The organism is Streptomyces violaceoruber (assembly GCF_033406955.1).
GTDB classification, from domain to species: domain Bacteria; phylum Actinomycetota; class Actinomycetes; order Streptomycetales; family Streptomycetaceae; genus Streptomyces; species Streptomyces violaceoruber.
This window is the reverse complement of sequence record NZ_CP137734.1, coordinates 4,096,263-4,121,697: the sequence shown is the minus strand read 5'-3', so window position 1 is coordinate 4,121,697 and position 25,435 is coordinate 4,096,263. Positions and strand designations below refer to the sequence as shown.

At 72.5% G+C, this 25,435-nt stretch carries 29 protein-coding genes and 1 tRNA gene; 10 read left to right on the top strand and 20 right to left on the bottom strand.

What is annotated here, in order from left to right:
- The first annotated feature begins 49 nt into the window (after positions 1 to 49).
- The 6 genes from R2E43_RS18440 to R2E43_RS18415 all read left to right on the top strand — a co-directional run bounded on the left by R2E43_RS18440 (position 50) and on the right by R2E43_RS18415 (position 8,346).
- Entirely contained in the window at positions 50 to 790 is a 741-nt protein-coding gene (locus R2E43_RS18440) for a response regulator transcription factor (RefSeq protein ID WP_030863629.1), read from the top strand.
- Positions 787 to 2,409, top strand: a complete 1,623-nt coding sequence (locus R2E43_RS18435; protein ID WP_030863633.1) for a sensor histidine kinase — start codon at positions 787 to 789, stop codon at positions 2,407 to 2,409. Before R2E43_RS18440 ends, R2E43_RS18435 begins: the two co-directional genes overlap by 4 nt.
- A 14-nt stretch (positions 2,410 to 2,423) precedes the next feature.
- The gene (locus tag R2E43_RS18430; protein ID WP_332056379.1) at positions 2,424 to 3,743 is read left to right on the top strand and encodes a bifunctional glycosyltransferase family 2/GtrA family protein; all 1,320 of its coding nucleotides are present in this window, start codon (positions 2,424 to 2,426) and stop codon (positions 3,741 to 3,743) included.
- Entirely contained in the window at positions 3,740 to 5,944 is a 2,205-nt protein-coding gene (locus R2E43_RS18425; RefSeq protein WP_319128853.1) for an ArnT family glycosyltransferase, read from the top strand. Before R2E43_RS18430 ends, R2E43_RS18425 begins: the two co-directional genes overlap by 4 nt.
- 58 nt (positions 5,945 to 6,002) lie before the next feature.
- Positions 6,003 to 7,526 carry an MFS transporter gene (locus R2E43_RS18420; protein ID WP_003974938.1) on the top strand — a complete coding sequence of 508 codons (1,524 nt, stop codon included), beginning with the start codon at positions 6,003 to 6,005 and terminating at the stop codon, positions 7,524 to 7,526.
- A 61-nt stretch (positions 7,527 to 7,587) separates the two neighbouring features.
- Positions 7,588 to 8,346, top strand: coding sequence for a TetR/AcrR family transcriptional regulator (locus tag R2E43_RS18415; protein WP_011029392.1), 759 nt, complete (start codon positions 7,588 to 7,590; stop codon positions 8,344 to 8,346).
- A gap of 69 nt (positions 8,347 to 8,415) precedes the next feature.
- On the opposite strand, the gene R2E43_RS18410 is transcribed toward R2E43_RS18415, so the two are convergent.
- Both R2E43_RS18410 and R2E43_RS18405 read right to left on the bottom strand, forming a co-directional pair.
- Positions 8,416 to 8,886, bottom strand: a complete 471-nt coding sequence (locus tag R2E43_RS18410) for a PPOX class F420-dependent oxidoreductase (RefSeq protein WP_003974936.1) — start codon at positions 8,884 to 8,886, stop codon at positions 8,416 to 8,418.
- A gap of 9 nt (positions 8,887 to 8,895) precedes the next feature.
- Positions 8,896 to 9,276 carry an STAS domain-containing protein gene (locus tag R2E43_RS18405; protein ID WP_003974935.1) on the bottom strand — a complete coding sequence of 127 codons (381 nt, stop codon included), beginning with the start codon at positions 9,274 to 9,276 and terminating at the stop codon, positions 8,896 to 8,898.
- A 228-nt stretch (positions 9,277 to 9,504) separates the two neighbouring features.
- Between R2E43_RS18405 and R2E43_RS18400 the strand changes: the two genes are divergently transcribed.
- Both R2E43_RS18400 and R2E43_RS18395 read left to right on the top strand, forming a co-directional pair.
- Positions 9,505 to 10,254, top strand: a complete 750-nt coding sequence (locus tag R2E43_RS18400) for an ANTAR domain-containing protein (protein ID WP_168715398.1) — start codon at positions 9,505 to 9,507, stop codon at positions 10,252 to 10,254.
- 18 nt (positions 10,255 to 10,272) lie between these two features.
- Positions 10,273 to 11,022 (top strand): GAF and ANTAR domain-containing protein, encoded by a 750-nt coding sequence (locus tag R2E43_RS18395; RefSeq protein WP_210984714.1) that lies wholly within the window; start codon positions 10,273 to 10,275, stop codon positions 11,020 to 11,022.
- Here the strand turns inward: R2E43_RS18395 and R2E43_RS18390 are convergent.
- The 3 genes from R2E43_RS18390 to R2E43_RS18380 all read right to left on the bottom strand — a co-directional run bounded on the left by R2E43_RS18390 (position 11,005) and on the right by R2E43_RS18380 (position 15,028).
- Positions 11,005 to 11,826 carry a YceI family protein gene (locus R2E43_RS18390; protein WP_003974932.1) on the bottom strand — a complete coding sequence of 274 codons (822 nt, stop codon included), beginning with the start codon at positions 11,824 to 11,826 and terminating at the stop codon, positions 11,005 to 11,007. The two genes, R2E43_RS18395 and R2E43_RS18390, sit on opposite strands and share 18 nt — an antisense overlap.
- Before the next feature lie 108 nt (positions 11,827 to 11,934).
- Complete coding sequence (locus R2E43_RS18385; RefSeq protein WP_332056378.1) at positions 11,935 to 14,514, bottom strand: MFS transporter; 2,580 nt, start codon at positions 14,512 to 14,514, stop codon at positions 11,935 to 11,937.
- Positions 14,515 to 14,527: 13 nt separating this feature from the next.
- Positions 14,528 to 15,028: a MarR family winged helix-turn-helix transcriptional regulator gene (locus R2E43_RS18380; protein ID WP_011029397.1), complete on the bottom strand. Its 501-nt coding sequence runs from the start codon at positions 15,026 to 15,028 to the stop codon at positions 14,528 to 14,530.
- A gap of 205 nt (positions 15,029 to 15,233) precedes the next feature.
- On the opposite strand from R2E43_RS18380, the gene R2E43_RS18375 reads away from it, so the two are divergent.
- The gene (locus R2E43_RS18375) at positions 15,234 to 15,434 is read left to right on the top strand and encodes a hypothetical protein (protein WP_007451180.1); all 201 of its coding nucleotides are present in this window, start codon (positions 15,234 to 15,236) and stop codon (positions 15,432 to 15,434) included.
- 115 nt (positions 15,435 to 15,549) lie between these two features.
- Here the strand turns inward: R2E43_RS18375 and R2E43_RS18370 are convergent, their stop codons facing one another.
- From R2E43_RS18370 to R2E43_RS18335, 8 genes are all read right to left on the bottom strand, one after another.
- Positions 15,550 to 16,506 (bottom strand): RNA polymerase sigma factor SigF, encoded by a 957-nt coding sequence (locus R2E43_RS18370; RefSeq protein ID WP_003974928.1) that lies wholly within the window; start codon positions 16,504 to 16,506, stop codon positions 15,550 to 15,552.
- A 292-nt stretch (positions 16,507 to 16,798) separates the two neighbouring features.
- Positions 16,799 to 17,662 carry an RNA polymerase sigma factor SigF gene (locus tag R2E43_RS18365; RefSeq protein WP_011029398.1) on the bottom strand — a complete coding sequence of 288 codons (864 nt, stop codon included), beginning with the start codon at positions 17,660 to 17,662 and terminating at the stop codon, positions 16,799 to 16,801.
- A gap of 192 nt (positions 17,663 to 17,854) precedes the next feature.
- The gene (locus tag R2E43_RS18360; protein WP_003974926.1) at positions 17,855 to 18,148 is read right to left on the bottom strand and encodes a Dabb family protein; all 294 of its coding nucleotides are present in this window, start codon (positions 18,146 to 18,148) and stop codon (positions 17,855 to 17,857) included.
- Positions 18,148 to 18,369, bottom strand: a complete 222-nt coding sequence (locus R2E43_RS18355; protein WP_003974925.1) for a hypothetical protein — start codon at positions 18,367 to 18,369, stop codon at positions 18,148 to 18,150. The genes R2E43_RS18360 and R2E43_RS18355 overlap by 1 nt, the downstream gene beginning before the upstream one ends.
- Before the next feature lie 43 nt (positions 18,370 to 18,412).
- A tRNA-Ser gene (locus R2E43_RS18350) sits at positions 18,413 to 18,497 on the bottom strand.
- 77 nt (positions 18,498 to 18,574) lie between these two features.
- Positions 18,575 to 19,006 (bottom strand): tRNA adenosine(34) deaminase TadA, encoded by a 432-nt coding sequence (gene tadA / locus R2E43_RS18345; RefSeq protein ID WP_003974924.1) that lies wholly within the window; start codon positions 19,004 to 19,006, stop codon positions 18,575 to 18,577.
- 68 nt (positions 19,007 to 19,074) lie between these two features.
- Positions 19,075 to 19,623, bottom strand: coding sequence for a tRNA adenosine deaminase-associated protein (locus tag R2E43_RS18340; RefSeq protein WP_003974923.1), 549 nt, complete (start codon positions 19,621 to 19,623; stop codon positions 19,075 to 19,077).
- 340 nt (positions 19,624 to 19,963) lie between these two features.
- Positions 19,964 to 20,206, bottom strand: coding sequence for a hypothetical protein (locus R2E43_RS18335; RefSeq protein WP_168715397.1), 243 nt, complete (start codon positions 20,204 to 20,206; stop codon positions 19,964 to 19,966).
- Between the two features lie 138 nt (positions 20,207 to 20,344).
- On the opposite strand from R2E43_RS18335, the gene upp reads away from it, so the two are divergent.
- The gene (gene upp, locus R2E43_RS18330) at positions 20,345 to 20,980 is read left to right on the top strand and encodes a uracil phosphoribosyltransferase (protein ID WP_003974921.1); all 636 of its coding nucleotides are present in this window, start codon (positions 20,345 to 20,347) and stop codon (positions 20,978 to 20,980) included.
- A gap of 24 nt (positions 20,981 to 21,004) precedes the next feature.
- Here upp and R2E43_RS18325 read toward each other — a convergent pair whose 3' ends face one another.
- From R2E43_RS18325 to R2E43_RS18295, 7 genes are all read right to left on the bottom strand, one after another.
- Positions 21,005 to 21,619, bottom strand: coding sequence for a LytR C-terminal domain-containing protein (locus R2E43_RS18325; RefSeq protein WP_003974920.1), 615 nt, complete (start codon positions 21,617 to 21,619; stop codon positions 21,005 to 21,007).
- A gap of 135 nt (positions 21,620 to 21,754) precedes the next feature.
- Entirely contained in the window at positions 21,755 to 22,051 is a 297-nt protein-coding gene (locus tag R2E43_RS18320; RefSeq protein ID WP_003999914.1) for a type II toxin-antitoxin system VapB family antitoxin, read from the bottom strand.
- Between the two features lie 169 nt (positions 22,052 to 22,220).
- Positions 22,221 to 22,355: a hypothetical protein gene (locus R2E43_RS18315; protein WP_016326745.1), complete on the bottom strand. Its 135-nt coding sequence runs from the start codon at positions 22,353 to 22,355 to the stop codon at positions 22,221 to 22,223.
- Between the two features lie 69 nt (positions 22,356 to 22,424).
- Positions 22,425 to 22,754, bottom strand: coding sequence for a hypothetical protein (locus tag R2E43_RS18310; protein ID WP_332056377.1), 330 nt, complete (start codon positions 22,752 to 22,754; stop codon positions 22,425 to 22,427).
- An 81-nt stretch (positions 22,755 to 22,835) separates the two neighbouring features.
- Positions 22,836 to 23,516, bottom strand: a complete 681-nt coding sequence (locus R2E43_RS18305) for an HdeD family acid-resistance protein (protein ID WP_011029402.1) — start codon at positions 23,514 to 23,516, stop codon at positions 22,836 to 22,838.
- 551 nt (positions 23,517 to 24,067) lie between these two features.
- Positions 24,068 to 24,661, bottom strand: a complete 594-nt coding sequence (locus R2E43_RS18300) for an HhH-GPD-type base excision DNA repair protein (protein WP_003974916.1) — start codon at positions 24,659 to 24,661, stop codon at positions 24,068 to 24,070.
- A gap of 25 nt (positions 24,662 to 24,686) precedes the next feature.
- Complete coding sequence (locus tag R2E43_RS18295; RefSeq protein ID WP_003974915.1) at positions 24,687 to 25,412, bottom strand: siderophore-interacting protein; 726 nt, start codon at positions 25,410 to 25,412, stop codon at positions 24,687 to 24,689.
- Positions 25,413 to 25,435: the final 23 nt, after the last annotated feature.

The following is a 25,435-nucleotide window of genomic DNA, read 5'->3' as shown; positions in this document are numbered from 1 at the left end:
ACAGGTTGGGGAAAGGGCCTTCTCAGAGCGTCCCGACATCGTGTCCGCCATGACCACGACCTCGCCCCAGGGGCGCACCGAACTGCTGAGGCCGGACGGGAGCCCCGTCCGGGTGCTTGTAGTGGACGACGAGCAGTCCATCACCGAACTGCTGTCCATGGCCCTGCGCTACGAGGGCTGGCAGATCCGCAGCGCGGGCGACGGCCACGGCGCCGTCCAGACCGCGCGCGACTTCCGGCCCGACGCCGTCGTCCTGGACATGATGCTGCCCGACATGGACGGCCTGAGCGTGCTGGGGCGGCTGCGCCGCGACCTGCCGGACGTGCCGGTGCTGTTCCTGACCGCCAAGGACGCCGTGGAGGACCGGATCGCCGGGCTGACCGCGGGCGGCGACGACTACGTCACCAAGCCGTTCAGCCTGGAGGAGGTCGTCGCCCGGCTGCGCGGACTGATCCGCCGCTCCGGCGCCGCCGACCGGCGCTCCGACTCCGTCCTCGTCGTCGGTGACCTCACCCTCGACGAGGACAGCCACGAGGTCACCCGGAGCGGTGACGGCATCCACCTCACCGCCACCGAGTTCGAACTGCTGCGCTTCCTGATGCGCAACCCCCGCCGGGTGCTCAGCAAGGCGCAGATCCTGGACCGCGTGTGGTCCTACGACTTCGGCGGCCAGGCCAACGTCGTGGAGCTGTACATCTCCTACCTGCGCCGGAAGATCGACGCGGGGCGCGAGCCGATGATCCACACCCGGCGCGGCGCCGGATACCTGATCAAGCCCGCGGTCTCGTGAGCGGGCGGCGACGACCGCGGCCGCGCACCCTGCGGACGCGGCTCGTCGTCGCGTCCGTGGCACTGATCGCGGTGGTCTGCGCGGTGATCGGCACGGTGACGACGGTGGCGCTGCGCTCGCACCTGTACGAGCAGCTGGACGGGCAGGTGCGCGAGGTCGCGGCCCGGGTGTCCGGATTCGGGCCGCCGGGCGAACCGGGGCCCGGCGGCGGGGTGAAGCAGCGGACGGACCTCGACGACTTCGTCACGCACGGCGGCCCGCAGCCGCGCGACACGATCGTCGCCGAGATGCGCAACGGTGCCGTCGTCGACGCCAAGTACGGCGAGAAGGACGACGAGAGCACGGACCCCAGCGGGACGACGGCCGTCTCCCTCGACGAGGCCCAGCGCACCGCGCTCGCCACCGTTCCCCGGGACGGGGAGGCTCACACCGTCGAGATCCCCGGCCTCGGCGACTACCGCGTCGAGTACCACGACGGCTACTACGCCGCCCTGCCCACCTCCGACGTCGACGGCACCATCAGCACCCTGGTCCTCGTGGAGGCCAGCGTCACCGCCGCGGGCCTCGTCGCCGCCTCCCTCGCCGGGGCCGTCATCGTCGGCGTCGCCACCCGCCCCCTGCGCCGGGTCGCGGCCACCGCCGGCCGGGTCTCCGAACTCCCGCTGCACGCGGGCGAGGTGAACCTCGACGAACGGGTCCCGGAGTCCGAGTGCGACCCGCACACCGAGGTCGGCCGGGTCGGCTCCGCGCTCAACCGGCTGCTGGACCACGTGCACGGAGCCCTGCACGCACGGCAGCAGAGCGAGACGCGGGTACGGCAGTTCGTCGCCGACGCCAGCCACGAGCTGCGCACCCCGCTCGCCTCCATCCGCGGCTACGCCGAACTCACCCGCCGGGGACGCGAACAGGTCGGCCCCGACACCCGGCACGCGCTGGGCCGCATCGAGTCCGAGGCCGGGCGCATGACCCTGCTGGTCGAGGACCTGCTGCTGCTCGCCCGCCTGGACGCCGGACGCCCGCTGGAGTTCGGGCCGACCGACCTCGTACCGCTGGTCGTGGACACCGTCAGCGACGCCCGCGCGGCCGGTCTCGACCACACCTGGCGGCTTGACCTGCCCGAGGAACCGGCCCTGGTGTCGGCGGACCCGGCCCGGCTCCAGCAGGTGCTGGTCAACCTGCTGGGCAACGCCCGCAGCCACACTCCGCCGGGCACGACCGTCACCGCGCGCGTGCGGCGCGACGGGCCGTGGCTGTGCGTGGACGTGGCGGACAACGGACCGGGCATCCCCGCCGAGTTGCTGCCGCGCGTCTTCGAACGGTTCGCGCGCGGGGACTCGGCACGGTCCCGTGCGACCGGCTCGACGGGCCTCGGGCTCGCCATCGTGCAGGCCGTGACGACCGCACACGGCGGTGGAGTGACGGTGGACAGCGCGCCGGGCCGGACGGCCTTCACCGTGTATCTCCCGGCGGTCCACGACCGGTCCCTGTCCGCGGTCCACGACCGGACCCCGGCCGCGGTCCGGGCCCGGTCCCTGTCCGCGGTCCACGCCCGGCCGGACGGGCGAGCGCACTCACAGGCGCAGCACAGCACCACCACACGGGTGCGACAGGGGAGTTGAGAAGAGTCGGTCCCATGCGAACCGACCCTTCTCCCGGCTCCCTGCCGGCGCGGGAGCACCTCCCGGCCGCAGGAGCCGGTACGCCAGTCCTGGACGTAGTGGTCCCCGTCTACAACGAGGAGAAGGACCTCGGGCCGTGCGTGCGGAGACTGCACGAGCACCTCGACCGGACGTTCCCCTACGCCTTCCGCATCACGGTCGCCGACAACGCCTCCACGGACGGCACCCCGCAGGTCGCGGCCCGCCTGGCGGCCGACCTCGCGGCGGTCAGGTCGGTCCGGCTGGAGCGGAAGGGCCGCGGCCGGGCCCTGCGGACCGTCTGGTCGGCCTCGGACGCCCCGGTCCTCGCCTACATGGACGTGGACCTCTCCACCGACCTGAACGCACTGCTGCCGCTGGTGGCGCCGCTGATCTCCGGCCACTCGGACCTCGCGATCGGCTCCCGGCTCGCCCGCAGCTCGCGGGTGGTGCGCGGGGCCAAACGGGAGTTCATCTCCCGCACCTACAACCTCATCCTGCGCGGCTCCCTCCAGGCCCGCTTCTCCGACGCCCAGTGCGGCTTCAAGGCGATCCGCCGGGACGTGGCCCAGGTGCTGCTGCCGCTGGTGGAGGACACCGGCTGGTTCTTCGACACCGAGATGCTGGTGCTGGCCGAACGCGCCGGGTGCCGGATCCACGAGGTGCCCGTCGACTGGGTCGACGACCCGGACTCCACCGTGCACATCGTGCGGACGGCGACCGAGGACCTCAAGGGCGTGTGGCGGGTCGGCAGGGCCCTGGCCACCGGTTCCCTCCCACTGGACCGGCTGGCCCGCCCCTTCGGCGACGATCCGCGCGACCGCGACCTGACCGGCGTACCGCAGGGCCTGGCCCGGCAGCTCGTCGGCTTCTGCGTGGTCGGCGCCCTGTCCACCCTCTTCTACCTGCTCCTCTACAGCGGCTTCCGCCACTTCGCCGGCTCCCAGCTCGCCAACGCGCTCGCGCTGCTGGTCTCGGCGGTCGCCAACACCGCCGCCAACCGGCGGCTGACCTTCGGGGTGCGGGGCCGGGGCGGCGCCGTGCGGCACCAGGCGCAGGGGCTGGTCGTCTTCGGCATCGGCCTCGCGCTGACCAGCGGCTCGCTGGCCGCCCTGAGCGCGGCGACCGCCCATCCGGACCACTCCACCGAGCTGGCGGTGCTGATCGCCGCCAACCTCGCCGCCACCGTGCTGCGCTTCCTGCTCTTCCGCGCCTGGGTGTTCCCGGACGCGCCGCCCACGACCCACACGCCGGACCCGCACCTTCCGGACCCGCACCTTCCCGACCCGCATCGCACCTGGAGCGACGCCCGATGACGACGCACTACGACCCGACCACGCACGCCGACGGCCCGCCCACCCCCGTCGGCGAGGACGGGGGACCGCCGTCCGCGGCGCCCGCCCACCGGCAACCCCGGCCTGCACGGCGGCCCCGGCTCGGCCGGGTGTGGCGCGGCCGCCCCGAGGACCCCCGCTGGGTACGCCCCGCCTTCCTCGGCCTCCTGCTGGCCACCGCCCTCCTCTACCTCTACAACCTGAGCGCCTCCGGTTACGCCAACTCCTTCTACTCGGCGGCCGTGCAGGCGGGCAGCCAGTCCTGGAAGGCGTTCTTCTTCGGCTCGCTCGACGCGGGCAACGCCATCACCGTCGACAAGCCCCCGGCCGCGCTGTGGCCGATGGCGCTGGCCGTGCGGATCTTCGGCCTCTCCTCCTGGTCGATCCTCGTGCCCGAGGTGCTCATGGGGGTGGGCACGGTCGCCGTCGTGTACGCGGCCGTCCGCCGCCGGTTCAGCCCCGCGGCCGGACTGATCGCGGGCGCCGTGCTCGCGCTCACGCCCGTCGCCGCGCTGATGTTCCGGTTCAACAACCCGGACGCGCTCCTCGCCCTGCTGATGTCCGTCGCCTGCTACCTCGTCGTACGGGCGCTGGAGGACGGCCGGAGCAAGTGGCTGGTGTGGGCGGGTGTGGCGATCGGCTTCGCGTTCCTGGCGAAGACCCTCCAGGCCTTCCTGATCCTGCCCGCCCTCGCCCTGGTCTACGGCGTCTGCGCGCCGGTGCGGCTCAGGAAGCGCCTCGGCCAGCTCGCGCTGGCCACCGCCGCGATCGTCGTCTCCGGCGGCTGGTGGGTCGCGGTCGTCGAGCTGTGGCCGGCGTCGTCCCGCCCGTACATCGGCGGCTCGCAGAACAACAGCTTCCTGGAGCTGACCTTCGGCTACAACGGCCTCGGCCGCCTCAACGGCGAGGAGACCGGCAGCGTCGGCGGCGGGGGCGGCGGCATGGGCGGCGGCGGTGGCGGACAGTGGGGCGAGACCGGCTGGGACCGGATGTTCAACTCGGAGATCGGCGGCCAGATCTCCTGGCTGCTCCCGGCCGCCCTGATCCTGCTCGTCGCGGGCCTGGTCGCCACGCGCCGCGCCGCCCGCACGGACGGAGCACGCGCGTCCTTCCTGGTCTGGGGCGGCTCGCTGCTGATGACGGCGGCCGTCTTCAGCTACATGGCCGGCATCTTCCACCAGTACTACACGGTGGCCCTCGCGCCGTACCTGGCGGCCGTGACCGGCATGGGCGCCGCGACGCTGTGGGAACGCCGCGAGCGGCCCTGGGCGTCGATCGCCCTCGCCGCCGCCGTCACGGCGAGTGCGGCCTGGGGGTACGTGCTGCTCAACCGGACGCCCGACTACCTCCCCTGGCTGAAGGTGCCGGTCCTGGTCGGCGGCCTGGTCGCCGCGCTGGGGCTGGTCTTCGCGGGGCGGCTGGGGCGGCGGACCGCCCTCGCGGCGGCGGGCCTCGGGCTCGTGGCCTCGCTGGCCGCACCCACCGCGTACACGCTGAGCACCGTGCGGGAGGGGCACAGCGGCTCCATCGTCACGGCCGGTCCGGCCGGCGCGAGCATGGGCGGCGGCCCCGGCGGCGGCCGCGGTGGCGGCGGCTTCCCGGGCGGCGGGAACGCCCCTGGTCAGGGCCAGGGCCAGGGCCAGGGCCAGGGGCAGGGCCAGGGCGGTCCCGGTGGCGGTGGCTTCCCCGGCGGCGGCACCGCTCCGGGCGCCGGAGGCACCAACCAGAACGGCCAGGCACCGAACGGCCAGAACGGCGGTCCGGCCGGCGGTCCGTCCGGCGAGGGCGGCCGTATGGGCGCGGGCGGCGGCATGGGCGGCCTGCTCAACGGCGCCGAAGTGGGCTCCGAGGCGAAGAAGCTGCTGGAGACCGACGCCGGCGCGTACACCTGGGCCGCCGCCGCGATCGGCTCCCAGAACGCCGCGAGCTACCAGCTCGGCACCGGCGCCCCGGTGATGGCGATCGGCGGCTTCAACGGCACCGACCCGTCGCCGACCCTGGCCCAGTTCAAGAAGTACGTGGCGGACGGCCGGATCCACTACTTCATCGGTGGTGGCGCGGGGGGCGGCATGGGCGGCGGCTCCGGCACCGCGTCGCAGATCACCTCGTGGGTCGAGGCCAACTTCAAGGAGGTCACGGTCGGCTCGGCCACCTTCTACGACCTCACCTCGCCCACGGACTGATCGCTCCGGACGAGAAAGTGTTGTACAGCGTATAGGAAAGCCTTATACGCTGTACAACATGACGACGTCACCCCAGGAATCCGCCGAGGAACGGGAGCGGGAACCCGCACCCCCGGTCCAGGGCCACCCGCGGCGCTGGCTGATCCTCGGCGTCATCAGCCTCGCCCAGCTCACGGTGGTCCTGGACAACACCGTGCTGAACGTGGCCATCCCCTCGCTCACTGACGAGCTGGGCGCGGCCACCTCCGACATCCAGTGGATGATCAACGCCTACTCGCTGGTCCAGTCCGGCCTGCTGCTCACCGCGGGCAGCGCGGCGGACCGGTACGGCCGCAAGAAGATGCTGGCCACCGGCCTCGCCCTGTTCGGGATCGGCTCGCTGGCGGCCGGGCTCGCGGAGACCACCGGCCAGTTGATCGCGGCGCGGGCCGGCATGGGCGTCGGCGGCGCCCTGCTGCTGACCACCACGCTCGCCGTGGTCATGCAGATCTTCGCGCCCGCCGAGCACGCCAAGGCCATCGGCATCTGGAGTGCGGTCAGCGCGCTCGGCTTCGCCTGCGGTCCGCTGATCGGCGGCTTCATGCTGGACCACTTCTGGTGGGGCGCGATCTTCCTGATCAACCTGCCGGTGGTGGCCCTCGGCCTGGTCGCGGTCGTGACCCTGGTCCCGGAGTCGAAGAACCGGCAGGGCGACCGCCCCGACCTGCTGGGCGCCGTCCTGTCCACGGTCGGCATGGCCGCACTGGTCTACGCGATCATCTCCGGTCCCGCGCACGGCTGGACGTCGGGGCGGGTCCTGGCCACGGCCGCCGTCGCCGTGGGCGTGCTCGCGCTCTTCGCCCACTGGGAGAGCCGCGTCCCGTACCCGATGCTCGACCTCACCTTCTTCCGCGACCAGCGGTTCACCGGCGCGGTGGCCGGTCTCGTGCTGATCACCTTCGGCATGGGCGGCGCGCTGTTCCTGCTCACCCAGCACCTGCAGTTCGTGCTCGGGTACGGCCCGCTGGAGGCCGGGCTGCGGACCGCGCCGCTGGCCCTGACGGTGGTGCTGCTGAACTTCTCCGGGGTGGCGGCGAAGTGGCTGGCCAGGCTCGGCACGCCGGTGGCGGTGCTGCTGAGCATGGTGCTGATGGCGGCGGGCCTGGTGGCCATCGCCACACTGACCGGGCACGGCTACGCCGGCACGCTGCTGGGACTGCTGCTGATCGGCGTGGGGTGCGCGCTCGGCAACCCGGCCATGGCGCACGCGCTGATGAGCGCGATCCCGCCGGCCAAGGCCGGGGTCGGCGCGGGCGTCAACGGCACGCTGGCCGAGTTCGGCAACGGGCTGGGCGTGGCCGTACTGGGCGCGGTGCTGACCTCGCGGTTCGCGGCGCTGGCTCCCGTCGCGGCGACGTCGCTCCCCGCGGCGCTGGCTTCGGCACGGGGGGAGGGCGAGCGGAGGCGGGTGCTCGACGCGTTCTCCTCCGGAGTGGAGAGCAGCCAGTTGGTGGGGGCGGTGGCCGTGCTGCTGGGCGGGGTGGTGGCGGCGGTGTTGTTGCGGAGGGCGGAACGGGCAGACTCGGGGGTTGTGAGCGCCTGAGGGCTCGGGTGGCGCGGGGCGCTTCGCCGACCGGCGGGTGATGAGTCGAGGAGAGGTGCGCATGGCGAAGGCAGGGCGGGAGGGGCCGCGGGACAGCGTGTGGCTGTCGGGGGAGGGGCGGCGCGGCGGTCGCCGTGGGGGGCAGCCGTCCGGGCTCGACCGGGACCGGATCACCGGGGTCACCGTCCGGCTGCTGGACACGGAGGGCCTGACGGGGTTCTCGATGCGCCGCCTGGCCGCCGAGCTGAACGTCACCGCGATGTCCGTGTACTGGTACGTCGACACCAAGGACCAGTTGCTCGAGCTCGCCCTGGACGCCGTCTTCGGCGAGCTGCGCCACCCGGACCCGGACGCCGGGCTCGACTGGCGCGAGGAACTGCGGGCCCTGGCCCGGGAGAACCGGGCGCTGCTGGTGCGCCACCCCTGGTCGTCCCGGCTGGTCGGCACCTACCTCAACATCGGCCCGCACTCGCTGGCCTTCTCCCGCGCGGTGCAGAACGTCGTGCGCCGCAGCGGGCTGCCCGCGCACCGCCTGACCGGCGCCATCTCGGCCGTCTTCCAGTTCGTCTACGGCTACGGCACCATCGAGGGCCGCTTCCTCGCCCGGGTGGCGGACACCGGGCTGAGTCCGGAGGAGTACTTCCAGGACTCGATGACCGCGGTGACCGAGGTGCCGGACACCGCGGGCGTCATCGAGGACGCGCAGGACATCATGGCGGCCCGGGGCGGCGACACCGTGGCGGAGATGCTGGACCGGGACTTCGAGTTCGCCCTCGACCTGCTCGTCGCGGGCATCGACGCGATGGTCGAACAGGCCTGACCGACCCGGCGCCGGCCGTCCGACCCGGCGCCGGCCGTCCACCCCGGTGTGCGGCCCCCGGGACAGGCCCTAGTCGTCCGCCGCCAGCCGCGCCGGGAAACCGCCCGTCGCCACCGGTCCCCACTTCTCCGGTGTCACCCGGACGATGGACTTGCCCTGCTTGACCATGGCCCGCCGGTACTCGTCCCAGTCGGGGTGCTCGCCGGAGATGTTGCGGAAGTACTCCACGAGCGGCTCCACGGAGTCCGGCGCGTCGATGACCTCCGCGGTGCCGTCGATCTGGACCCACGGGCCGTTCCACTCGTCGCTGAGCACGATGAGGCTGACCCGCGGGTCGCGGCGCGCGTTGCGGGTCTTGGCCCGCTCGGGGTAGGTCGAGACGACGATCCGGCCGGCGTCGTCGACCCCGCAGGTCAGCGGCGAGCCCTGGGGGCTGCCGTCGGCCCGCCGGGTCAGCAGGATCGCCCGGTGCCGGGGGCGTACGAAGTCCAGCAACTCGTCCAGGGAGACACGGGTGTTCGTCGCGATGCTCGGTGCCATGCCGTCAGCCTAGGCCGCCGTCCCGCTCTCCGCGCGCAGGGCCTCCGCGACGTTGTCGTGCACCGGCACGTCACGGCGCAGGCCGGAGAGCTCCAGCACGCGGCTCGGCACGCTCTTCGGGGCGGCCACCACGCGCAGCAGGGTGCCGCCGGGCAGACGGCAGCGCACGGCGGCGATCAGGCGGACGCCCTGGGAGTCCATGAAACGGGTCCCGGACAGGTCCAGGACGAGCAGGCGCAGTCCGTCGGACCGCTGCTGCACGGCGGTCGTGATCAGGGGCAGCAGTCCCGAGGCGTTGCAGAAGTCGATCTCGCTGGGCATCGCGAGCACGGCACAGCCGGGCGGATCGCACGGCTCGCACGGCTCCCAGGGCTGGGGGCGGAAGGTCACAGCACTCACCTGACAGACGTCCGTCGGGCTTTTGGCCGGGCCGCTTCCTGACCCGGTCCCATTCCACCACGCGCCACGGCGGTGCGAAAGGCTTCCGGCCGCCCGGTGGCCCGGTCCGTCGGCCGAGCGTCACCGGCACGCAACCAAGCAGCTAAAGTGCTGTTCGTCCTGTGCTCGCAGTCGGGAATGTGCTGCGGAGCTCTCCTGCGCACGGCCGTGAGGCCGCGCTTGCCGAAGAGGTTCGTGGTGGCTGCGTCCGAATTTCCTGATTTGCCGCGTTTTCCAGTGGGTTTCGAGCTGGCCGAGGCCCTGACCGCCGCGGCCGGTGACCTGCACGCGACGGGCTCCCCCGGCGACACCATGAACACCGCCGTGGCGCTGGCGGTACGCCTGCTGCCCGAGGCCGAGCACGCGGGCATCTCGGAGATCCAGCGGGGCGGCCGGCTGCGCTCCCTCGCCTGGACGGACGAGACCGTGCGGTTCGCCGCCGAGCCCCGGCAGGGCGGCCACACCCCGCACCCGGACTGGGAGCGTTTGTGGACCACGCCCGTGGTGCGGACCGACGACAGCGAGGCCGACGGCGGCGGCAGCGTCCTGTCCGGGCTCGGCCTGCGCTCCACGCTGTCCCTGCGGCTGCGCGCCGACCGGCGCCGGCTCACCGTGCTGACCGCGTACGCCCGCAAGCCGCAGGCCTTCGACGAGGACGCCACCCGCATCGGGCGGCTGTTCACCGCGCACGTCTCCCTCGCCCTGGACTCGGCGACCGTGCGCGAGCAGCTCACCGAGGCGATGCGCACCCGGGACCTGATCGGCCAGGCCACCGGCATCCTGATGGAGCGTCTGGACATCGACGCGGGCGGCGCCTTCGAGTCCCTGGTGAAGGCCTCCCAGCGCGAGAACGTGAAGCTGCGCGACCTGGCCCGCCGCATCGTCGACGCCAACTCCGGCACGGGCGGCAGAGGCGTGACCGAGCGGTGACGGGACATCCGTACGGTCATGACCTCGCGGACCAGGGACACGGACACGGACCGGGCGACGGACACGGACACGGACCGGGCGACGGCCACGCTCGACCACGCCATGGCACGCAGCCAGGGGCTCGACACCCTGCTGCGTGATCTGACCGACCGGGCGGTCGTGCAGGTGCCCGGCGCCGTGGCCTGCTCGGTCACGGTGCGCCGCGCCGACCGGCTGATGACGCTGGCGGGCAGCACCGGCCTGCCCAGCGGCCTGGACCTGCGTCAGTACGAGAACGACTCGGGCCCCTGCGTGGACGCCGCCGAGTCGGGGGACGCGCAGTACTGCGCCGACCTGGCCGAGGAGACCCGCTGGCCCGCGTACACGGAGTACGCGCTGGCCACCGGCGTGCGCTGTGTGCTGGCGCTGCCGCTGCCCATCGAGGGCGAGACGGGTGCGGCGCTCAACCTCTACGGCCTCGTGCCCGGTTCCCTGGTCCAGGGGCTGGACGCGGCCCGCGCCTTCGCGGAGCGGGCCGCGGACGCGGTGAACGAGGCCCTGCGCATCGAACGGCGGCAGGCCTCGGCGGCCGACGTGCGCACCGCCCTGCTCTCCCGCAGCGTCATAGACCAGGCGGTCGGCATGCTCATGGCCCGGGAGCGCATCGACGCCCACCGGGCCCTGGAGCGGCTGCGCCGTGCCTCGCAGGACCGGAATGTCAAACTCCGGGACCTGTGCGCCCAGGTGGTGGCCCGGGCGTCCGGCGGGGCCTCACACCGCGGGCAGTGACTCCCCCTGGACCGCCTGGACGTCCAGCTCGACCCGGAGCGTCGTGCCGATGGCGGCGATGCCTGCCTGGACGACCTGGTTGTAGTTCATGGCGAAGTCCTCGCGGTGCAGCTCCGTCGTCGCGCGGAAGGCCGCCCGGGTGCCGCCCCAGGGGTCGGCCCCGGTCCCGAGGTAGGCCAGGTCCAGGTCGACCTCGCGGACGACCCCGTGCAGTCCCAGCTCACCGTGGACGGTCCAGCGGTCCGGGCCGGCCTCGCTCACCCCGGTGGAGCGGTAGGTGATCTCCGGGTAGCGCTCGACGTCCAGGAAGTCGGCCGAGCGCAGGTGAGTGTCGCGCATGCCGTTGCCGGTGTCGATGGAGGCCGCCTTGATCACCGCCTCCACCCGGGACTTGCCGACGTCGTCCGGGGCGATCTCGACGGTGGCGGCGAAGTCGGTGAAGCGGCCGCGCACGCTGGAGATGCCCAGATGCTGTGCGACGGCGGCCACGCTGGAGTGCGCCGGGTCGACCGTCCACGGCCCCGGCGGCGGCAGTTCGGTGCCGCCCTGGCGGGCCAGCGTCACCGTGCCGACCTCGGCGCGGCCGCTCGCGGTGACGATCGCGCTGGAGGCGGCCGGCGCGTAGCCGACCGCGGTGACGATCACGGTGTACGCCCCCGGCGTCAGCGCGGTGGTGTCCCGCACGGCGCCCTCGGTGTCCGCCTCGGCGCGCAGCACCTGCGTACCGGTCATGTCGGTCACCGTGACGACCGCGTGCGACACGGCCCATCCGTCCCGCGTTCGGATCCTCGCGGTCAGTCCCATCCCGTTTTCTCCCTGCAAAGGCTCAGAAAGTGGTCGTAAAGAAACCGGCCCGTGGTGGCGGGCGCACCTCCGCTCAGAGCGCGCACGCCACCACGGGCCGGGGTTCTGCTACTCGCCGGGGTGGGCGAGCTCGATGTCGTGGCCGTCGGCACCCGGGCCGGCGACCGTCAGGGCCGTCGCCACGGGCGGGTAGCCGGTCGCGATGACGGTGTACTCACCGGCGTCCAGGTCGGTGAAGGCGTACGCCCCGTCCGCCCCGGTGGTGGCCGTGCCGACCACGTTGCCCGCCGCGTCCACCAGGGTGACCCGGGCGTCGGCCAGCGGACCGTGCGGGGCCCGCACGACGCCCTGGACCTGGGCCCCGGCCTGGAGGTCGACCTCGACGCGGGTGACACCGGTGCCGCCGACCTCCAGGGGCAGGGCACGGGGCCGGTAGCCGGCGGCGTTGACCGCGACGGTCACCGTGCCCGGCACCAGCTCGGTGAAGGCGAACTCGCCCGCCTCACCGGTGGTGGCGCTGGCCAGCAGGTCGCCGCGCACGTCGGTGACGATCACCATGGCGTCCTTGACCGGCAGCCCGCCCTCCATGGCCCGGACCAGGCCGGTGAGCCCGCTGGTGCCGCTGAGCAGGATGTCGTAGGCGACCGGCTCGTCGTTGACGACGATGGTGGAGGCCTGCGGCTGGAAGCCGTCGGCGGAGGCGATCAGCACGTACGACCCGGCGCTCGGCGCGTCGACGGCGTAGGAGCCGTCGGCCTGCGCGACGGACCGGCCGAGCTGGCGGCCGGCCAGCGAGATCAGCGTGACCGCGGCCTGCGGGACCGGGGCGGACTCGGCGCCGCGGACGAAGCCGCGCACCGCGATGCCGCCGGAGACGGGCGCCTGCGGTTCACCGGATCCGGTCGTCGTGGCGACGGCGGCCAGCCGCTGCGTGGCGGCCGGGGAGACCGCGGCGTCCGAGACGGCCGAGGTGGCCGGGTCACCGGAAGACGCGGCCGACACGGCCGCCATCGCCCCGGCCGGAACCGGCTCGTCGGCGACACGGACGGCCTCCGCGGGGGTGCCCGCCACCGGCGGGGCGGCCTCGGCCGAGGCTTCCGACGCCTGGGCGAGGGCGCCCTTGGTGCGCAGCGGGACCTCCTTGATGAACAGCGTCACCAGGAAGGCGAGCAGGGCGATCGGGGCGACGATCAGGAAGATGTCCGCGATGCCGTGCCCGTAGGCGCTCTCCAGCCATTCACGGATGCCGGGGGGCAGCAGGTCCATGTCGGGGATGGCGCCGCTGCCGGAGGCCTTGGCGGCCCCCGCCTGCTCCTGCGGGCTGAGCTGCCCGATGGTGTCGGAGGCGTAGTGGCTGATCCGGGTCGACATTATGGAGCCGAGCACCGAGACGCCCACCGCACCGCCGAGGGACCGGAAGAAGGTGACCGTGGAGGACGCGGCGCCCAGGTCGCTCGGGTCCACCTGGTTCTGCGTGCAGAGCACCAGGTTCTGCATCATCATGCCGACGCCGAGACCCATCAGCGCCATGAAGATCGCGATGTGCCAGTACGGGGTGTCGTAACGCATGGTGCCGAGCAGCCCCAGGCCCGCGGTCAGCAGCACACCGCCGGCCAGCAGCCAGCCCTTCCACTTGCCGGTCTTGGTGATGACCTGACCGGAGACCGTGGACGAGATGAACAGACCGCCGATCATCGGGATCGTCATGACACCCGACATGGTCGGGGACTTGTCCCGGGCCAGCTGGAAGTACTGGCTGAAGTAGACGGTGCCCGCGAACATCGCGATACCGACGAACAGCGAGGCCAGCGAGGCCAGGGTGATGGTGCGGTTCCTGAACAGGCGCAGCGGGATGATCGGCTCGCTGGCCTTCGACTCGACGAGGAGGAAGATCAGCGTCAGCACGATTGCGCCGCCGACCATGGCACCGGTCTGCCACGACATCCAGGAGTACTTGTCGTCGGCGAAGGTGACCCAGACGAGCAGCAGGCAGACGGCCGCGGTGACGAAGAAGGCGCCGGCCCAGTCGACCTTGACCTTCCGCTTGAGCACCGGCAGGTGCAGCGTCTTCTGCAGCACGATCAGCGCGATGATCGCGAAGGGCACGCCGACGTAGAGGCACCAGCGCCAGCCGAGCCAGCTGGTGTCGGTGATGACGCCGCCGAGCAGCGGACCGCCGACGGTGGCGACCGCGAAGGTGGCGCCGAGGTAGCCGGAGTAGCGCCCGCGCTCACGCGGGGAGATCATCGCGGCCATGATGATCTGCGCCAGGGCGGACAGACCGCCGGCGCCCAGGCCCTGAATGCCTCGCGCGGTGATCAGCATCCCGGGGTTCTGCGCCAGACCGGCCACTACGGAGCCGATGACGTAGACGATCAGGGCTATCTGGACCAGGGCCTTCTTGCTGAACAGGTCCGCGAGCTTGCCCCACAGGGGGGTGGAGGCGGTCATCGTCAGCAGCGAGGCCGTGACGACCCAGGTGTAGGCGCTCTGGCCGCCGCCGAGGTCCCCGATGATCTCGGGCAGGGCGTTGGTGACGATGGTCGAGGACAGGATCGCGCAGAACATGCCGAGCAGCAGCCCGGACAGTGCCTCCATGATCTGCCGGTGCGTCATCGGAGCGTCTCCGGTGGAGCCTCCCCCGTGCTTGGCATGAGCCCGCACACCGGCTGGTGTGGTCGTTGCCATGGACTTCCTTTACTTACGTGGTGATCGCGGGTGTACGGGTGGACTGTTCGTCCCCGGACAGTGCGGGAGGCCGGGCCGCGGGGGCCCGGCAGTCGTCGAAGCTGGCCCTGAGTCGGGCCATGAGCCGGGAGAGCTGGCCGACCTCGTCGTCGGACCAGTCGCTCAGGCGGTGGGAGAGCAGCTGGGTGGTCCGCTCGGCGATCTCGTCGAGCTGGTCCTGTCCCGCGGACGTCAGGCGCAGGATGCGCGAGCGCTTGTCCGCCGGGTCGGGAAAACGTTCGATCCAGCCCCGCTCTGCGCCGTGGGCGACGTGGCGGCTGGTCACCGACATGTCCACCGCGAGCAGCTCCGCGAGCTTGCTCATGCGCATGTCCCCGTGGCGGCCGAGCAGTGTCAGTACGGCGACGGACCCGCCGGGACAGTCGGACGGCAACAGCCGCCCCATCTCCCGCTTCACGGCGCCGAAGGCGCTGAACTGGCGGATCAGCTCCTCGTACTGCGCCTTCTCGGCCATGCGCACCTCCCGATTCGTTGCTTAGGGCAACCATAAGGACAGTTAGTTGCTACAGGCAAACAAAAAGGGCCGGTGCGGTATAAAAAGTTGGCAAAGGCAAGTATTGCGAAAGTAAATGCGCAGGTGGTATGGGGTGGAGTGGGTCAAGAGGGCTCGGCGGCCCCGCACTTGGGCCGCACTCGCGGATTCGCTAGTGTCTCGGCCCATGGCTAACACCCAGGGCCCCCAGGGCACCAACGACCCCGCAGGCAGCACCCAGATGTTCCGCGCGTTCGTCGACGACGCCCCGCAGAGCCGGCAGGCGGCGGCTCCCGCCGCCTCCTCCGGTCCCCGCGTCGGCCTGATCGTCGGCATCGTGGCCGCCGTGATCGTCGTCGCGGCCGTGGCCTGGCTGGCGCTCGGCTAGAACCGGCACCGGGCCCTTTGGCCGGTACCGGCACATACGAAGGCGACCGCCGCGGCACCCCCGAGGTGCCACGGCGGTCGCCGTGCTGTCGTACGGGCTCTCCCGCGGCGCGGGCTCAGTCGGAGATGAGACCCTCGCGCAGCTGCGACAGGGTCCGGGTGAGCAGCCGGGAGACGTGCATCTGCGAGATGCCGACCTCCTCGCCGATCTGCGACTGCGTCATGTTGGCGAAGAAGCGCAGCATGATGATCCGCCGCTCCCGGGGCGGCAGCTTGGCCAGCAGCGGCTTCAGGGACTCGCGGTACTCCACGCCCTCCAGCGCCGTGTCCTCGTAGCCCAGGCGGTCGGCCAGCGAGCCCTCGCCGCCGTCGTCCTCCGGGGCGGGCGAGTCCAGCGAGGAGGCGGTGTAGGCGTTGCCCACGGCCAGGCCGTCGACGACGTCCTCCTCGGACACGCCGAGGACGGCGGCCAGCTCACCCACGGTCGGCGAGCGGTCCAGCTTCTGGGACAGCTCGTCGCTGGCCTTCGTCAGGGCCAGTCGCAGCTCCTGGAGGCGGCGCGGGACGCGCACCGACCACGAGGTGTCGCGGAAGAACCGCTTGATCTCGCCGACGACGGTCGGCATGGCGAACGTCGGGAACTCGACCCCCCGTTCGCAGTCGAAGCGGTCGATCGCCTTGATCAGGCCGATGGTGCCGACCTGGACGATGTCCTCCATCGGCTCGTTGCGGGACCGGAAGCGCGCGGCGGCGTAGCGCACCAGCGGGAGGTTCAGCTCGATCAGGGTGTCCCGGACGTAGGCACGCTCGGGGCTGTCCTCGCCGAGGGCGGCGAGCCGCAGGAACAGGGAGCGGGACAGGGTGCGGGTGTCGATGGCCTCGGTGGCCGGGAGGGCCTGGGCCGGCACGGCGTCGAGGTCCGGCACGGCGTCGCCGGCCTGAGTGCCGTCGACGGAGCCGACGGAGTCGATGGGGCCGACGGGCTCGACGGAGGCGAGGGCCTCGATCGAGTCGGGCGCGGTCTCGCTCTCCGCGAGCGCGAGCACCTTCGAGCTGCCCTGTTCTGCGGACATGCCACCCCCTTTGGGTCGCGGGACGGTCGCGGCACACGCTCCCACGCCGGGAACGCAGCCTTCACCTGAATACCGGAGCCGAAGCCCCGGCAAACGCGTCTCCGGCAGAATGTCACATGTCGGCAACGCGCTGTAGTGACATGTCGACATCCGAGATGCGAATACCCCCTGGAAACAGGGGGTCTGATGGGCTTTCAGCCCGATTCCGTCCGCAACGGCCCTGGTGGGCGATTCGCTCTCCCCGGTGACCCCTCGCTCGCGCTTTCGACTCCGCCCGGACTCCCGGCCGAGCTTACGCGTCGATCCGGTTCGCGGACCTCAACCGCTGGAAACTACGTGCCAGTAGCCGCGAGACGTGCATCTGGGAGACGCCGAGTTCGGCGCTGATCTGAGACTGCGTGAGGTTGCTGTAGTAGCGCAGCAGCAGGATCCGCTGCTCCCGCTCGGGGAGCTGGACGAGCAGGTGGCGCACCAGGTCCCGGTGCTCGACCCCGTCCAGCGCCGGGTCCTCGTAGCCGAGCCGGTCGAGCAGTCCGGGCAGTCCGTCGCCCTCCTGCGCGGCCTCCAGCGAGGTGGCGTGGTACGACCGCCCCGCCTCGATGCAGGACAGCACCTCCTCCTCGGTGATGCGCAGCCGCTCGGCGATCTCGGCGGTGGTCGGGGAGCGCCCGAAGGCGGTCGTCAGGTCCTCGGTGGCGCTGTTGACCTGCACCCACAGCTCGTGCAGCCGGCGCGGCACGTGCACGGTGCGCACGTTGTCGCGGAAGTACCGCTTGATCTCCCCGACCACCGTGGGCATCGCGAACGTCGGGAACTGCACGCCCCGCTCCGGGTCGAAGCGGTCGATGGCGTTGATGAGCCCGATGGTGCCGACCTGGACGACGTCCTCCATCGGCTCGTTGCGCGAGCGGAAGCGGGCGGCGGCGTAGCGCACCAGCGGGAGGTTGGCCTCGATGAGGGCCGCGCGCACCCGGTCGTGCTCCGGCGTGCCCGGGGCGAGGCCCTTCAGCTCGCCGAAGAGCACCTGGGTCAGGGCCCGGGTGTCGGCGCCCCGGCTGCGCTGCGGCGCGGGAGCCTCCTGGGCCTGGGCGGGGGCCTGGGCCTGGGCCTGGGCGGGCGGCGCGGGCGGTGCTTGAGGCGCAGTACTGGCCGGCACGGTCAACTCCACCTCGTGATCTGTCAACTCTTCCGTCAACTCATCCGTCAAAAGCGGTCATAGCATCACAAGACATGTCCACTGTGTGCAAGCACCGCATAAGGTCGTGTTGAGTGAACGCGAAAAGGCCCCGCACCGGGCAGGTGCGGGGCCGAGGGCGTCGGAGCCCGGGAGCGGGAAGGCGCGGTCGTACTAGAACTCGTAGTCGGCGATCACCCAGGTGGCGAACTCGCGCCACAGCGCGACGCCCGCCTGGTGCGCCGGATGTTCGAGGTAGCGCTTGAGCGCGTCCGCGTCGTCCACGGCCGAGTTGATGGCGAAGTCGTAGGCGATGGGCCGGTCGCTGATGTTCCAGGCGCACTCCCAGAAACGGAGGTCCTCGATCTGGCCGCCGAGCGCCCGGAAGGCCTCGACGCCCGCCAGGACGCGCGGTTCGTCGCGCCCGACGCCGTCGTTCAGCTTGAACAGCACGAGATGGCGGATCATCACTCTCCTCCGTTGGCGGCCCAGGTCATGAAGTCGCCCACGGCGCCCGCCGCGTCGGATATGCCCTGGAAACCTATCTGCACGTAGTCGGCTGCCTTGGCCGGATCAGTGATGATCACGTACAGCACGAAGACCACGACCACATAGACGGCGATCTTCTTCGAGTTCACCGCCACCGCGGCCTCCCCTGTCCCTTCGACCCACGCCTTTCGGTCGCTCATGATCGCACGAAGGGCCCCGTCTTTCGACGGGGCCCTTCAAAAGCGGTAGCGGAGGGATTTGAACCCTCGGTGACTTGCGCCACACTCGCTTTCGAGGCGAGCTCCTTCGGCCGCTCGGACACGCTACCGAGGGAGACTTTACAGCACGCGGCGGCATGCTCCGAAATCGATATCGCGGCCGACGAACAGCCGTCCGGACACCGGGTCAGCGGTCGCGGAAGAAGTCCGTGAGCAGCCGGGCGCAGTCGTCCGCGAGCACGCCCTCGATCACCTCGGGACGGTGGTTGAGGCGCCGGTCGCGCACCACGTCCCACAGCGACCCGGCCGCCCCCGCCTTGTCGTCGCGGGCGCCGTAGACCACGCGGTCCACCCGGGACTGGACGAGCGCGCCCGCGCACATCGTGCAGGGCTCCAGGGTGACGACGAGCGTGCAGCCCGACAGTCGCCACTCTCCCAGCTCCCCCGCGGCCCGCCGGATCGCGAGGACCTCGGCGTGGGCCGTCGGGTCCCCGGTGGCCTCGCGTTCGTTGTGCCCGGCGGAGAGCACGGTACGGCCGTCCGGCGCCAGTACGACGGCGCCGACGGGTACGTCCCCGCCCGCCGCGGCCCGTCCGGCCTCGGCCAGGGCGAGCCGCATCGCGGCCCGCCACCGGTCGCGCACCGGATCGGGCGGTGCCCCCTCGGGGTCCTCCTCGGCCGGCGCGGTCAGCGGACGGTCTCCAGTACGTCCAGCGCGCCCAGGGCCTCGGCGATCTCCCCGACCGCGTCCCCGGACATCGAGCGCAGCTCCTTCTCGCTCACGCCGAGGTCGTCGAGGACCTCGGCGTCGCCGACCGGTCCGTGCGGCACGGCCTCGCCCGAGCCGGCGGCCGCGTCGGAGCCGCCGCCGTCCTCGTCCTCCTCGTCGTCGGACTCGCCGTCCTCCGTGCCGTCGAGGTCGAGGGCGTCGAGGTCGTCGCCGTCGTCATCCGGCTCCCGGCCGAGCAGTTCGTCGGTGAGCAGGATCTCGCCGTAGCTGCTGCGGGCGGCCGCGGCGGCGTCCGACACATAGATACGGGGGTCCTCCTCGCCGTCCACCCGGACGACTCCGAACCACGCGTCCTCCTGCTCGATCAGCACGAGCACCGTGTCCTCGTCGGGAGAGGCCTCCCGGGCCAGGTCGGCAAGATCCGACAGGGTTTCCACATCGTCGAGCTCCGTGTCGCTCGCTTCCCACCCGTCTTCGGTGCGCGCGAGCAGTGCGGCGAAGTACACCGTGACTCTCCCACTGGTCCTAGGCGTGCCGGTTGGGGATCCCCCCGGCGGAGGCTACGGGCGGGGGAGCGGTGCTCCGAGCCCCACCCACTCGGAATCGTGGCAGAAACAAGGCACTCAGGGGACGTCTTCGGCGCCCTGTGTCCGGCTGTTTCGACCGGCGTCCCGGGAGGTGCGCACCCGGACAGCCGCCCAGCAGCGCCCTTGTCGCCGCCACGTGCGGATCGTACGCGGATTCTCGCGGTCCCCGCGTACGTCCGTCACCACCAACGTCGGCGCGGCGCGCGATCTTCCCCGGCCGGGTCAGGAAGTTCTCCCGGGCGGAGGGACCACCGAGGAACTACCAGCGGAAGGTGCGCATGCGCATCGCGTGGCGCAGCCGTGCGGTCTTGGCGCGGCGCGGCTGCACGCGGTCCCGCAACTGCCGGGCCTCCGCCAGGTCGCGCAGGAACTGGGCCCGGCGCCGACGCCGTTCGGCTTCACGCTCCCGCTCCCCCTGCGGCACCGCACTCGGCTCGGCCCCGCGCTTGGCACCCCGCTCGGCGCCGGGGGACGGCATGTCGTGGAAGTCCCGGTCAGGCACAGTCTCACCACCCAGCGTCTGTCCCTCCCACCTTCCCCCGACCGGGCGGTTTGACGCCCGCGAACGAGTGGTGCCCCGCCCCGGGCCTTGCCCGCCGCGGGGACGCCGCCCCCACGGGGCCCGGTTAATGTGGTGGACATGCGTCTCCACGTCGTCGACCACCCCCTGGTCGCCCACAAGCTCACCACGCTGCGCGACCAGCGCACCGACTCCGCGACCTTCCGCCGCCTCGCCGACGAGCTGGTCACCCTGCTCGCCTACGAGGCCACGCGGGACGTCCGCACCGAACAGGTCGACATCCACACGCCGGTCTCCCGGACCACCGGCGTCAAGCTCTCCCACCCGCGCCCGCTGGTGGTGCCGATCCTGCGGGCCGGTCTCGGCATGCTCGACGGCATGGTCCGGCTGCTGCCGACCGCCGAGGTGGGCTTCCTCGGCATGGTGCGCAACGAGGAGACGCTCCAGGCCTCCACGTACGCCACGCGCATGCCGGACGACCTGTCCGGGCGCCAGGTGTACGTCCTCGACCCCATGCTGGCCACCGGCGGCACGCTGGTCGCGTCCATCAGGGAGCTGATCAAGCGCGGCGCCGACGACGTGACGGCGGTGGTGCTGCTCGCCGCCCCCGAGGGTGTCGAGCTGATGGAGCGCGAGCTGGCCGGCACCCCGGTGACGGTCGTGACGGCCTCGGTCGACGAGCGTCTCAACGAGCAGGGCTACATCGTCCCGGGCCTCGGCGACGCGGGCGACCGCATGTACGGAGCGGCCGAATAGCGGTCGGCGGAGTCCCGGGCCCGCTCAGCAGCCCTTCTTCTCCGCAGCGGGCGTCGACCGCGGCGCGGCCAGCTCGGCCAGCGCCGTGTCGGCGTCCGCGGGCTTCGCCAGCCCCTTGAAGCCGTTGCCGATGATGAGGTCGACGGCGGCACCCTTGCGGGCCGCGTCGGCGCGATGCTCGGCGCCGGGCAACTGGGTGCCGAGCACGGTGAGCGACGTCTTGAGGGACGTGGTCGGCCCGAGCAGCAGCCCCGTGCCGGCGACCTTCTTGTCGTACTCCTTGGGCGCGTTGCTCACGTCGCCCACCCGGAAGCCGCGCTTCTTCAGCTCGTCGGCGGTCTTCTGCGCCAGACCGCCGCGGGTCGTCGCGTTGAGCACGTTGACGGTGACCTGACCGGGCTTCGGCAGCACCACGGCGGCCGGCGAGGCGCTGGCCCTCGCGGTGGTGGCACAGCCGGCGGCACCGGCCGCCGAGGCCTTGTCACCGCCGGTGAAGACGTCGATGAGCTGCAGCGTGCCCCAGCCCAGCACCCCGAGAACGGTGACGCAGGCGACGGCGACGACCGCGAACCGGCCACGTCGCCGGGCCGGGCGCATCCGCGGGTACTTGTCCCCCGTGATCTTGTACTGGCCACCCATGCCGGGAGGAGTCAGCATGCTCATGAGCGCAGCGTAGTGCGCCGGAGCAGGGATGCCTATTAGATGATCAGTCGACGTTCCGAGGTTCGACGCAAGGCAACCCGAACGGGGCAACCGAAAGCGCCGCCGGCGTCGTCAGTCGAGCTCGAGGACCCGGGCGTGCAGCACCTGGCGCTGCTGCAACGCGGCCCGCACGGCCCGGTGCAGACCGTCCTCCAGATACAGATCGCCCTGCCACTTCACGACGTGTGCGAAGAGGTCGCCGTAGAAGGTGGAGTCCTCGGCCAGGAGCGTTTCCAGGTCGAGCTGGCCCTTGGTCGTCACGAGCTGATCGAGGCGGACCGGGCGCGGCGCGACGTCCGCCCACTGCCTGGTGCTTTCCCGGCCGTGGTCGGGGTACGGCCGGCCGTTTCCGATGCGCTTGAAGATCACACGGAAAGCCTACCGGCCCCGGCGTTGCGGGCGCAGCCATGGCGCCGGAGTGCGGCGCCGGAAAAGCCGCCGCAAACCGGATCAATCGGCAGGGCCCGCGCGAGTTCGGCGACCGCGGGGCCCTCCGCGGGCGGCGGAGACGGCGCGTGACCACCCCGCCGCCCTCACGTCAGCCGCGCCGCCGTTCCCGGGCGGGCCGCTGCTGTTCGCCGGCCGCCTGCGGGGCGGTGCCGGGCCTGGGCGCACGGCGGGCCGCCTCGGCGCGCAGGAGGGCGCGCAGGACGGCGTAGGGGTCGTTGGGCATGTCGATTCCTCGTTCCTGGTTCGCGTGTCGGGTTCGCGGGGGACCGGCGGTCGGGCCGGTCCGGCGCGGTCAGCAGCGCAGAACCACGGAACGGGGGCCGCGGGGGAGGACGGCGGCCCGATCGGTACGAGCGTCGAACCGCAGGCGAGCCCGGCGGCCCGCCACGAAGGCCAGCGCAACGGGCCGGACCACGACGGCCTGCCGCCCGCTTCGCCCCGGACCCCGCAGGACGGTGTCGAGATGGTCGTACTCCCCCGCCGCGCCGACCGCTGCGGCCACCGGCGTGACCGGTGCCGCCCGGACCGCCGCGTGCGTGCACGGCACGAGCAGGACGAGCAACAGGACCAGGCCCCGCAGACAGGCGTCGCGGCGGACGGCGGCGTGCGGGGCGGGTCTCACCTCAGTCGTGTCCCCGCCCGGCGTACGCCGTCCATCGCGCCGGGGACGTAATCCGCCCGCTCGGCGTAGGCGGGGCGCCGCTCACAGCGCGCGGGGAACCTGGTGCGCCCGCCCGCGCAGCCGCACGGACGTCACGATCTCGACGACGCCGACGACGACCAGCCACCAGCCGCCGACCAGCATGAGGACGGTGGCCGACTCGACCGGCGAATCGATCAGGACGATGCCGGCGACCACGGTGACGGCGCCGAGGAAGATCTGCCAGCCGCGCGCCGGCATCGTCGGGTCGTGCGCGGCCGCCACGATCTGGGTGACGCCGCGGAACAGCCAGCCGATGCCGATCCACAGCGCGAGCAGCAGCACCGACTGCAAGGGTCCGCGGAAGCAGAACAGACCCAGCAGGATCGAAACGGCGCCGCTGATGAAGGCCAGCACCCGCAGCGAGGTCCTGCGGTGCGTACCGAAGGCCGCGGCCAGCTGGAGGACGCCGCTGATGACGAGGTAGAGGCCGAAGAGCACGCCGGCGGCGAGCAGCGAGGCGCCGGGCCAGACGAGGACCAGGACGCCCAGGATCAGCGAGGCGATGCCGGTGAACAGCACGGTCTGCCAGGCGGCGCGGGACAGGAGGTGCAACGGCCCCTCGAAGGCGGGCTCGGGCTCCTGGGGTCCGGAGGCCGGGCCGTGCGTCGTCCCATGGCGGGCGTGCACCCCGCGGTCGTCGTACGGCGTCCCGCCGGGGGACCCGCTAGGTGGTTCGGTCATGCCCCATGCTGGGAGCAGCTTCGACACGGATGCCACCTGGGTTGGGCCACGGGGCTGATCTGCGCCGCCCGGCACCCGGGGTGGGTGGGTCACACGACCCGGCGTGGTCTTGGCACCCGGGGTGGGTGCGGGCGCGGGTGGGAGCGCGGCCCGGCGTTGCGGGGTGCCGCTGCGCCCACCCGTGCCGCCCCAGCGGCACGACTGCCCGCAGCGGCGGCGGCATAGCGGTGATCCGCAGCTGCGGCGGAGTGGCGGGCGGCGGCCCGCACGGCCGCGGTGTGGCGGCTGCTCGCAGCTGCGGCGGGGGAGCCGCGTACGGCGGGGCGGGGGACGCGGGGCGTGGGCGGGGAGAGCCGCGTACGGCGAGGAGGGGGCGTGTCGGGGGGTGTCCGCCCGCAGCGGTTGGCGCGTCAACGGAGTTCGCTTCTGTGGCCGACCGATTCCGCGCCGTTCCGAGGACGGACACCCCCCGGCGCGACCCCGACCCACCCACCGCGCTACCCGCACCCCCACCACCCCGCACAGGCCGCCGCAGGCACCCGCAGCCGCACCTACTTGCCGGAGGCCTTCGCCGCCTTGGCCGCCGCCTTCATCTCCTGCTTGTGCGCGCGCACCTTGGTCAGGGACTCCGGCCCCCTGATGTCCGCGACCGACCGGAAGGAGTCAGCCTCCCCATACGCCCCCGCCGCCTCGCGCCACCCCTCGGGACGGACGCCGAGCTGTTTGCCGAGCAGCGCGAGGAAGATCTGGGCCTTCTGCTTGCCGAACCCCGGCAGTTCCTGGAGCCGTTTCAGCAGCTCCTTCCCGGTGCTCACCCCCCGCCAGACGGCCTCGGCGTCACCGTCGTACGTCTCGACGAGGTACCGGCACAGCTGCTGCACCCGCCCCGCCATCGAACCGGGGTAGCGATGGACGGCCGGCTTGTCGGACAGCAGCGCGGCGAACGACTCGGGGTCGTACGCCGCGATGTCGTGCGCGTCGAGGTCTTCCGCCCCCATGCGCCGGGCGATGGTCGAGGGACCCTTGAACGCCCACTCCATGGGCACTTGCTGGTCCAGCAGCATGCCGACCAGCGCGGCGAGCGGGCTGCGCCCGAGGAGTTCGTCGGCCTCGGGGTCCTGGGCGAGGTGAAGTGTGACGTCCATGGTCCCGATGATCGCGCGTACGGGCTCAGGTCGCGCGCCAGTACCCCAGCGCGTTCACCCGCTGCTTCGGCACCCCCAGCTCCTTGCGGACGTACGACGAGAGCGCTCGCGTGGTCGCCGTGTCGCAGGCGATCCAGACGTACGGCTCAGATGAGGCCGACAGCAGCTCCGGCAACTCCTCCTTCACCCGCGCCACCAGCCGCGCCCCCGCGTCCCGCCGCTCAACCGCCCGCACCTCGTGCCGCTCGGAGTCGGTACGAAACGGCAGGCCGTCGTCCGTATCCCCCTCGAACCAGACGGTCGCCGGCACCGGCCCGAACGCGTCGAGCAGGGAGTTGAGCGCGGGCAGGGACGCCGGGTCCGCGACCGCGAAGACACGGGAGGGAGAGGGCTGCGGCACCTCGAACCCGGTGCCCTGGACCGTCGCCTCGACGGTGTCCCCCGGCTTCGCCGCCCGCGCCCAGTCGCTCGCGCACCCCTCGTGCAGGGCGAACTCCAGGGCGAAGGTCCCGGCCGCCGGATCCGGGTCGACCAGCGTGTACCCCCGCTGGTGCGGCCGGCCCGCGTTGTCGAACCACAGCCGCACCCACATCGTGGGGTGGACCCCGGTCGCCGCCAGCATGCCGCCGTCGCTCAGCCGCAGCCGCCGGTAGTGCGGGGTCACGTCCTCCACGCCCGTCACGGTGAACTCGAAGTCCTTCGCGCGCATCAGCTTGAGGACCGCGCCCTCCCAGCCCCGCCCCTGCCCCATGTTTCCTTCACCCTTCACGTACT

Coding starts and splice junctions, on each gene's coding strand:
- R2E43_RS18295 (WP_003974915.1), bottom strand. CDS start 25,412: ATGGGGCAGGGGCGGGGCTGGGAGGGCGCGGTCCTCAAGCTGATGCGC.
- R2E43_RS18325 (WP_003974920.1), bottom strand. CDS start 21,619: ATGGGTGGCCAGTACAAGATCACGGGGGACAAGTACCCGCGGATGCGC.
- R2E43_RS18360 (WP_003974926.1), bottom strand. CDS start 18,148: ATGATCCGCCATCTCGTGCTGTTCAAGCTGAACGACGGCGTCGGGCGC.
- R2E43_RS18300 (WP_003974916.1), bottom strand. CDS start 24,661: ATGGACGTCACACTTCACCTCGCCCAGGACCCCGAGGCCGACGAACTC.
- R2E43_RS18430 (WP_332056379.1), top strand. CDS start 2,424: ATGCGAACCGACCCTTCTCCCGGCTCCCTGCCGGCGCGGGAGCACCTC.
- R2E43_RS18355 (WP_003974925.1), bottom strand. CDS start 18,369: ATGAGCGACCGAAAGGCGTGGGTCGAAGGGACAGGGGAGGCCGCGGTG.
- R2E43_RS18315 (WP_016326745.1), bottom strand. CDS start 22,355: ATGCCCAACGACCCCTACGCCGTCCTGCGCGCCCTCCTGCGCGCCGAG.
- upp (WP_003974921.1), top strand. CDS start 20,345: ATGCGTCTCCACGTCGTCGACCACCCCCTGGTCGCCCACAAGCTCACC.
- R2E43_RS18305 (WP_011029402.1), bottom strand. CDS start 23,516: ATGACCGAACCACCTAGCGGGTCCCCCGGCGGGACGCCGTACGACGAC.
- R2E43_RS18440 (WP_030863629.1), top strand. CDS start 50: ATGACCACGACCTCGCCCCAGGGGCGCACCGAACTGCTGAGGCCGGAC.
- R2E43_RS18370 (WP_003974928.1), bottom strand. CDS start 16,506: ATGTCCGCAGAACAGGGCAGCTCGAAGGTGCTCGCGCTCGCGGAGAGC.
- R2E43_RS18425 (WP_319128853.1), top strand. CDS start 3,740: ATGACGACGCACTACGACCCGACCACGCACGCCGACGGCCCGCCCACC.
- R2E43_RS18385 (WP_332056378.1), bottom strand. CDS start 14,514: ATGGCAACGACCACACCAGCCGGTGTGCGGGCTCATGCCAAGCACGGG.
- R2E43_RS18375 (WP_007451180.1), top strand. CDS start 15,234: ATGGCTAACACCCAGGGCCCCCAGGGCACCAACGACCCCGCAGGCAGC.
- R2E43_RS18395 (WP_210984714.1), top strand. CDS start 10,273: ATGACCTCGCGGACCAGGGACACGGACACGGACCGGGCGACGGACACG.
- R2E43_RS18410 (WP_003974936.1), bottom strand. CDS start 8,886: ATGGCACCGAGCATCGCGACGAACACCCGTGTCTCCCTGGACGAGTTG.
- tadA (WP_003974924.1), bottom strand. CDS start 19,006: ATGCGGCTCGCCCTGGCCGAGGCCGGACGGGCCGCGGCGGGCGGGGAC.
- R2E43_RS18390 (WP_003974932.1), bottom strand. CDS start 11,826: ATGGGACTGACCGCGAGGATCCGAACGCGGGACGGATGGGCCGTGTCG.
- R2E43_RS18380 (WP_011029397.1), bottom strand. CDS start 15,028: ATGGCCGAGAAGGCGCAGTACGAGGAGCTGATCCGCCAGTTCAGCGCC.
- R2E43_RS18415 (WP_011029392.1), top strand. CDS start 7,588: ATGGCGAAGGCAGGGCGGGAGGGGCCGCGGGACAGCGTGTGGCTGTCG.
- R2E43_RS18420 (WP_003974938.1), top strand. CDS start 6,003: ATGACGACGTCACCCCAGGAATCCGCCGAGGAACGGGAGCGGGAACCC.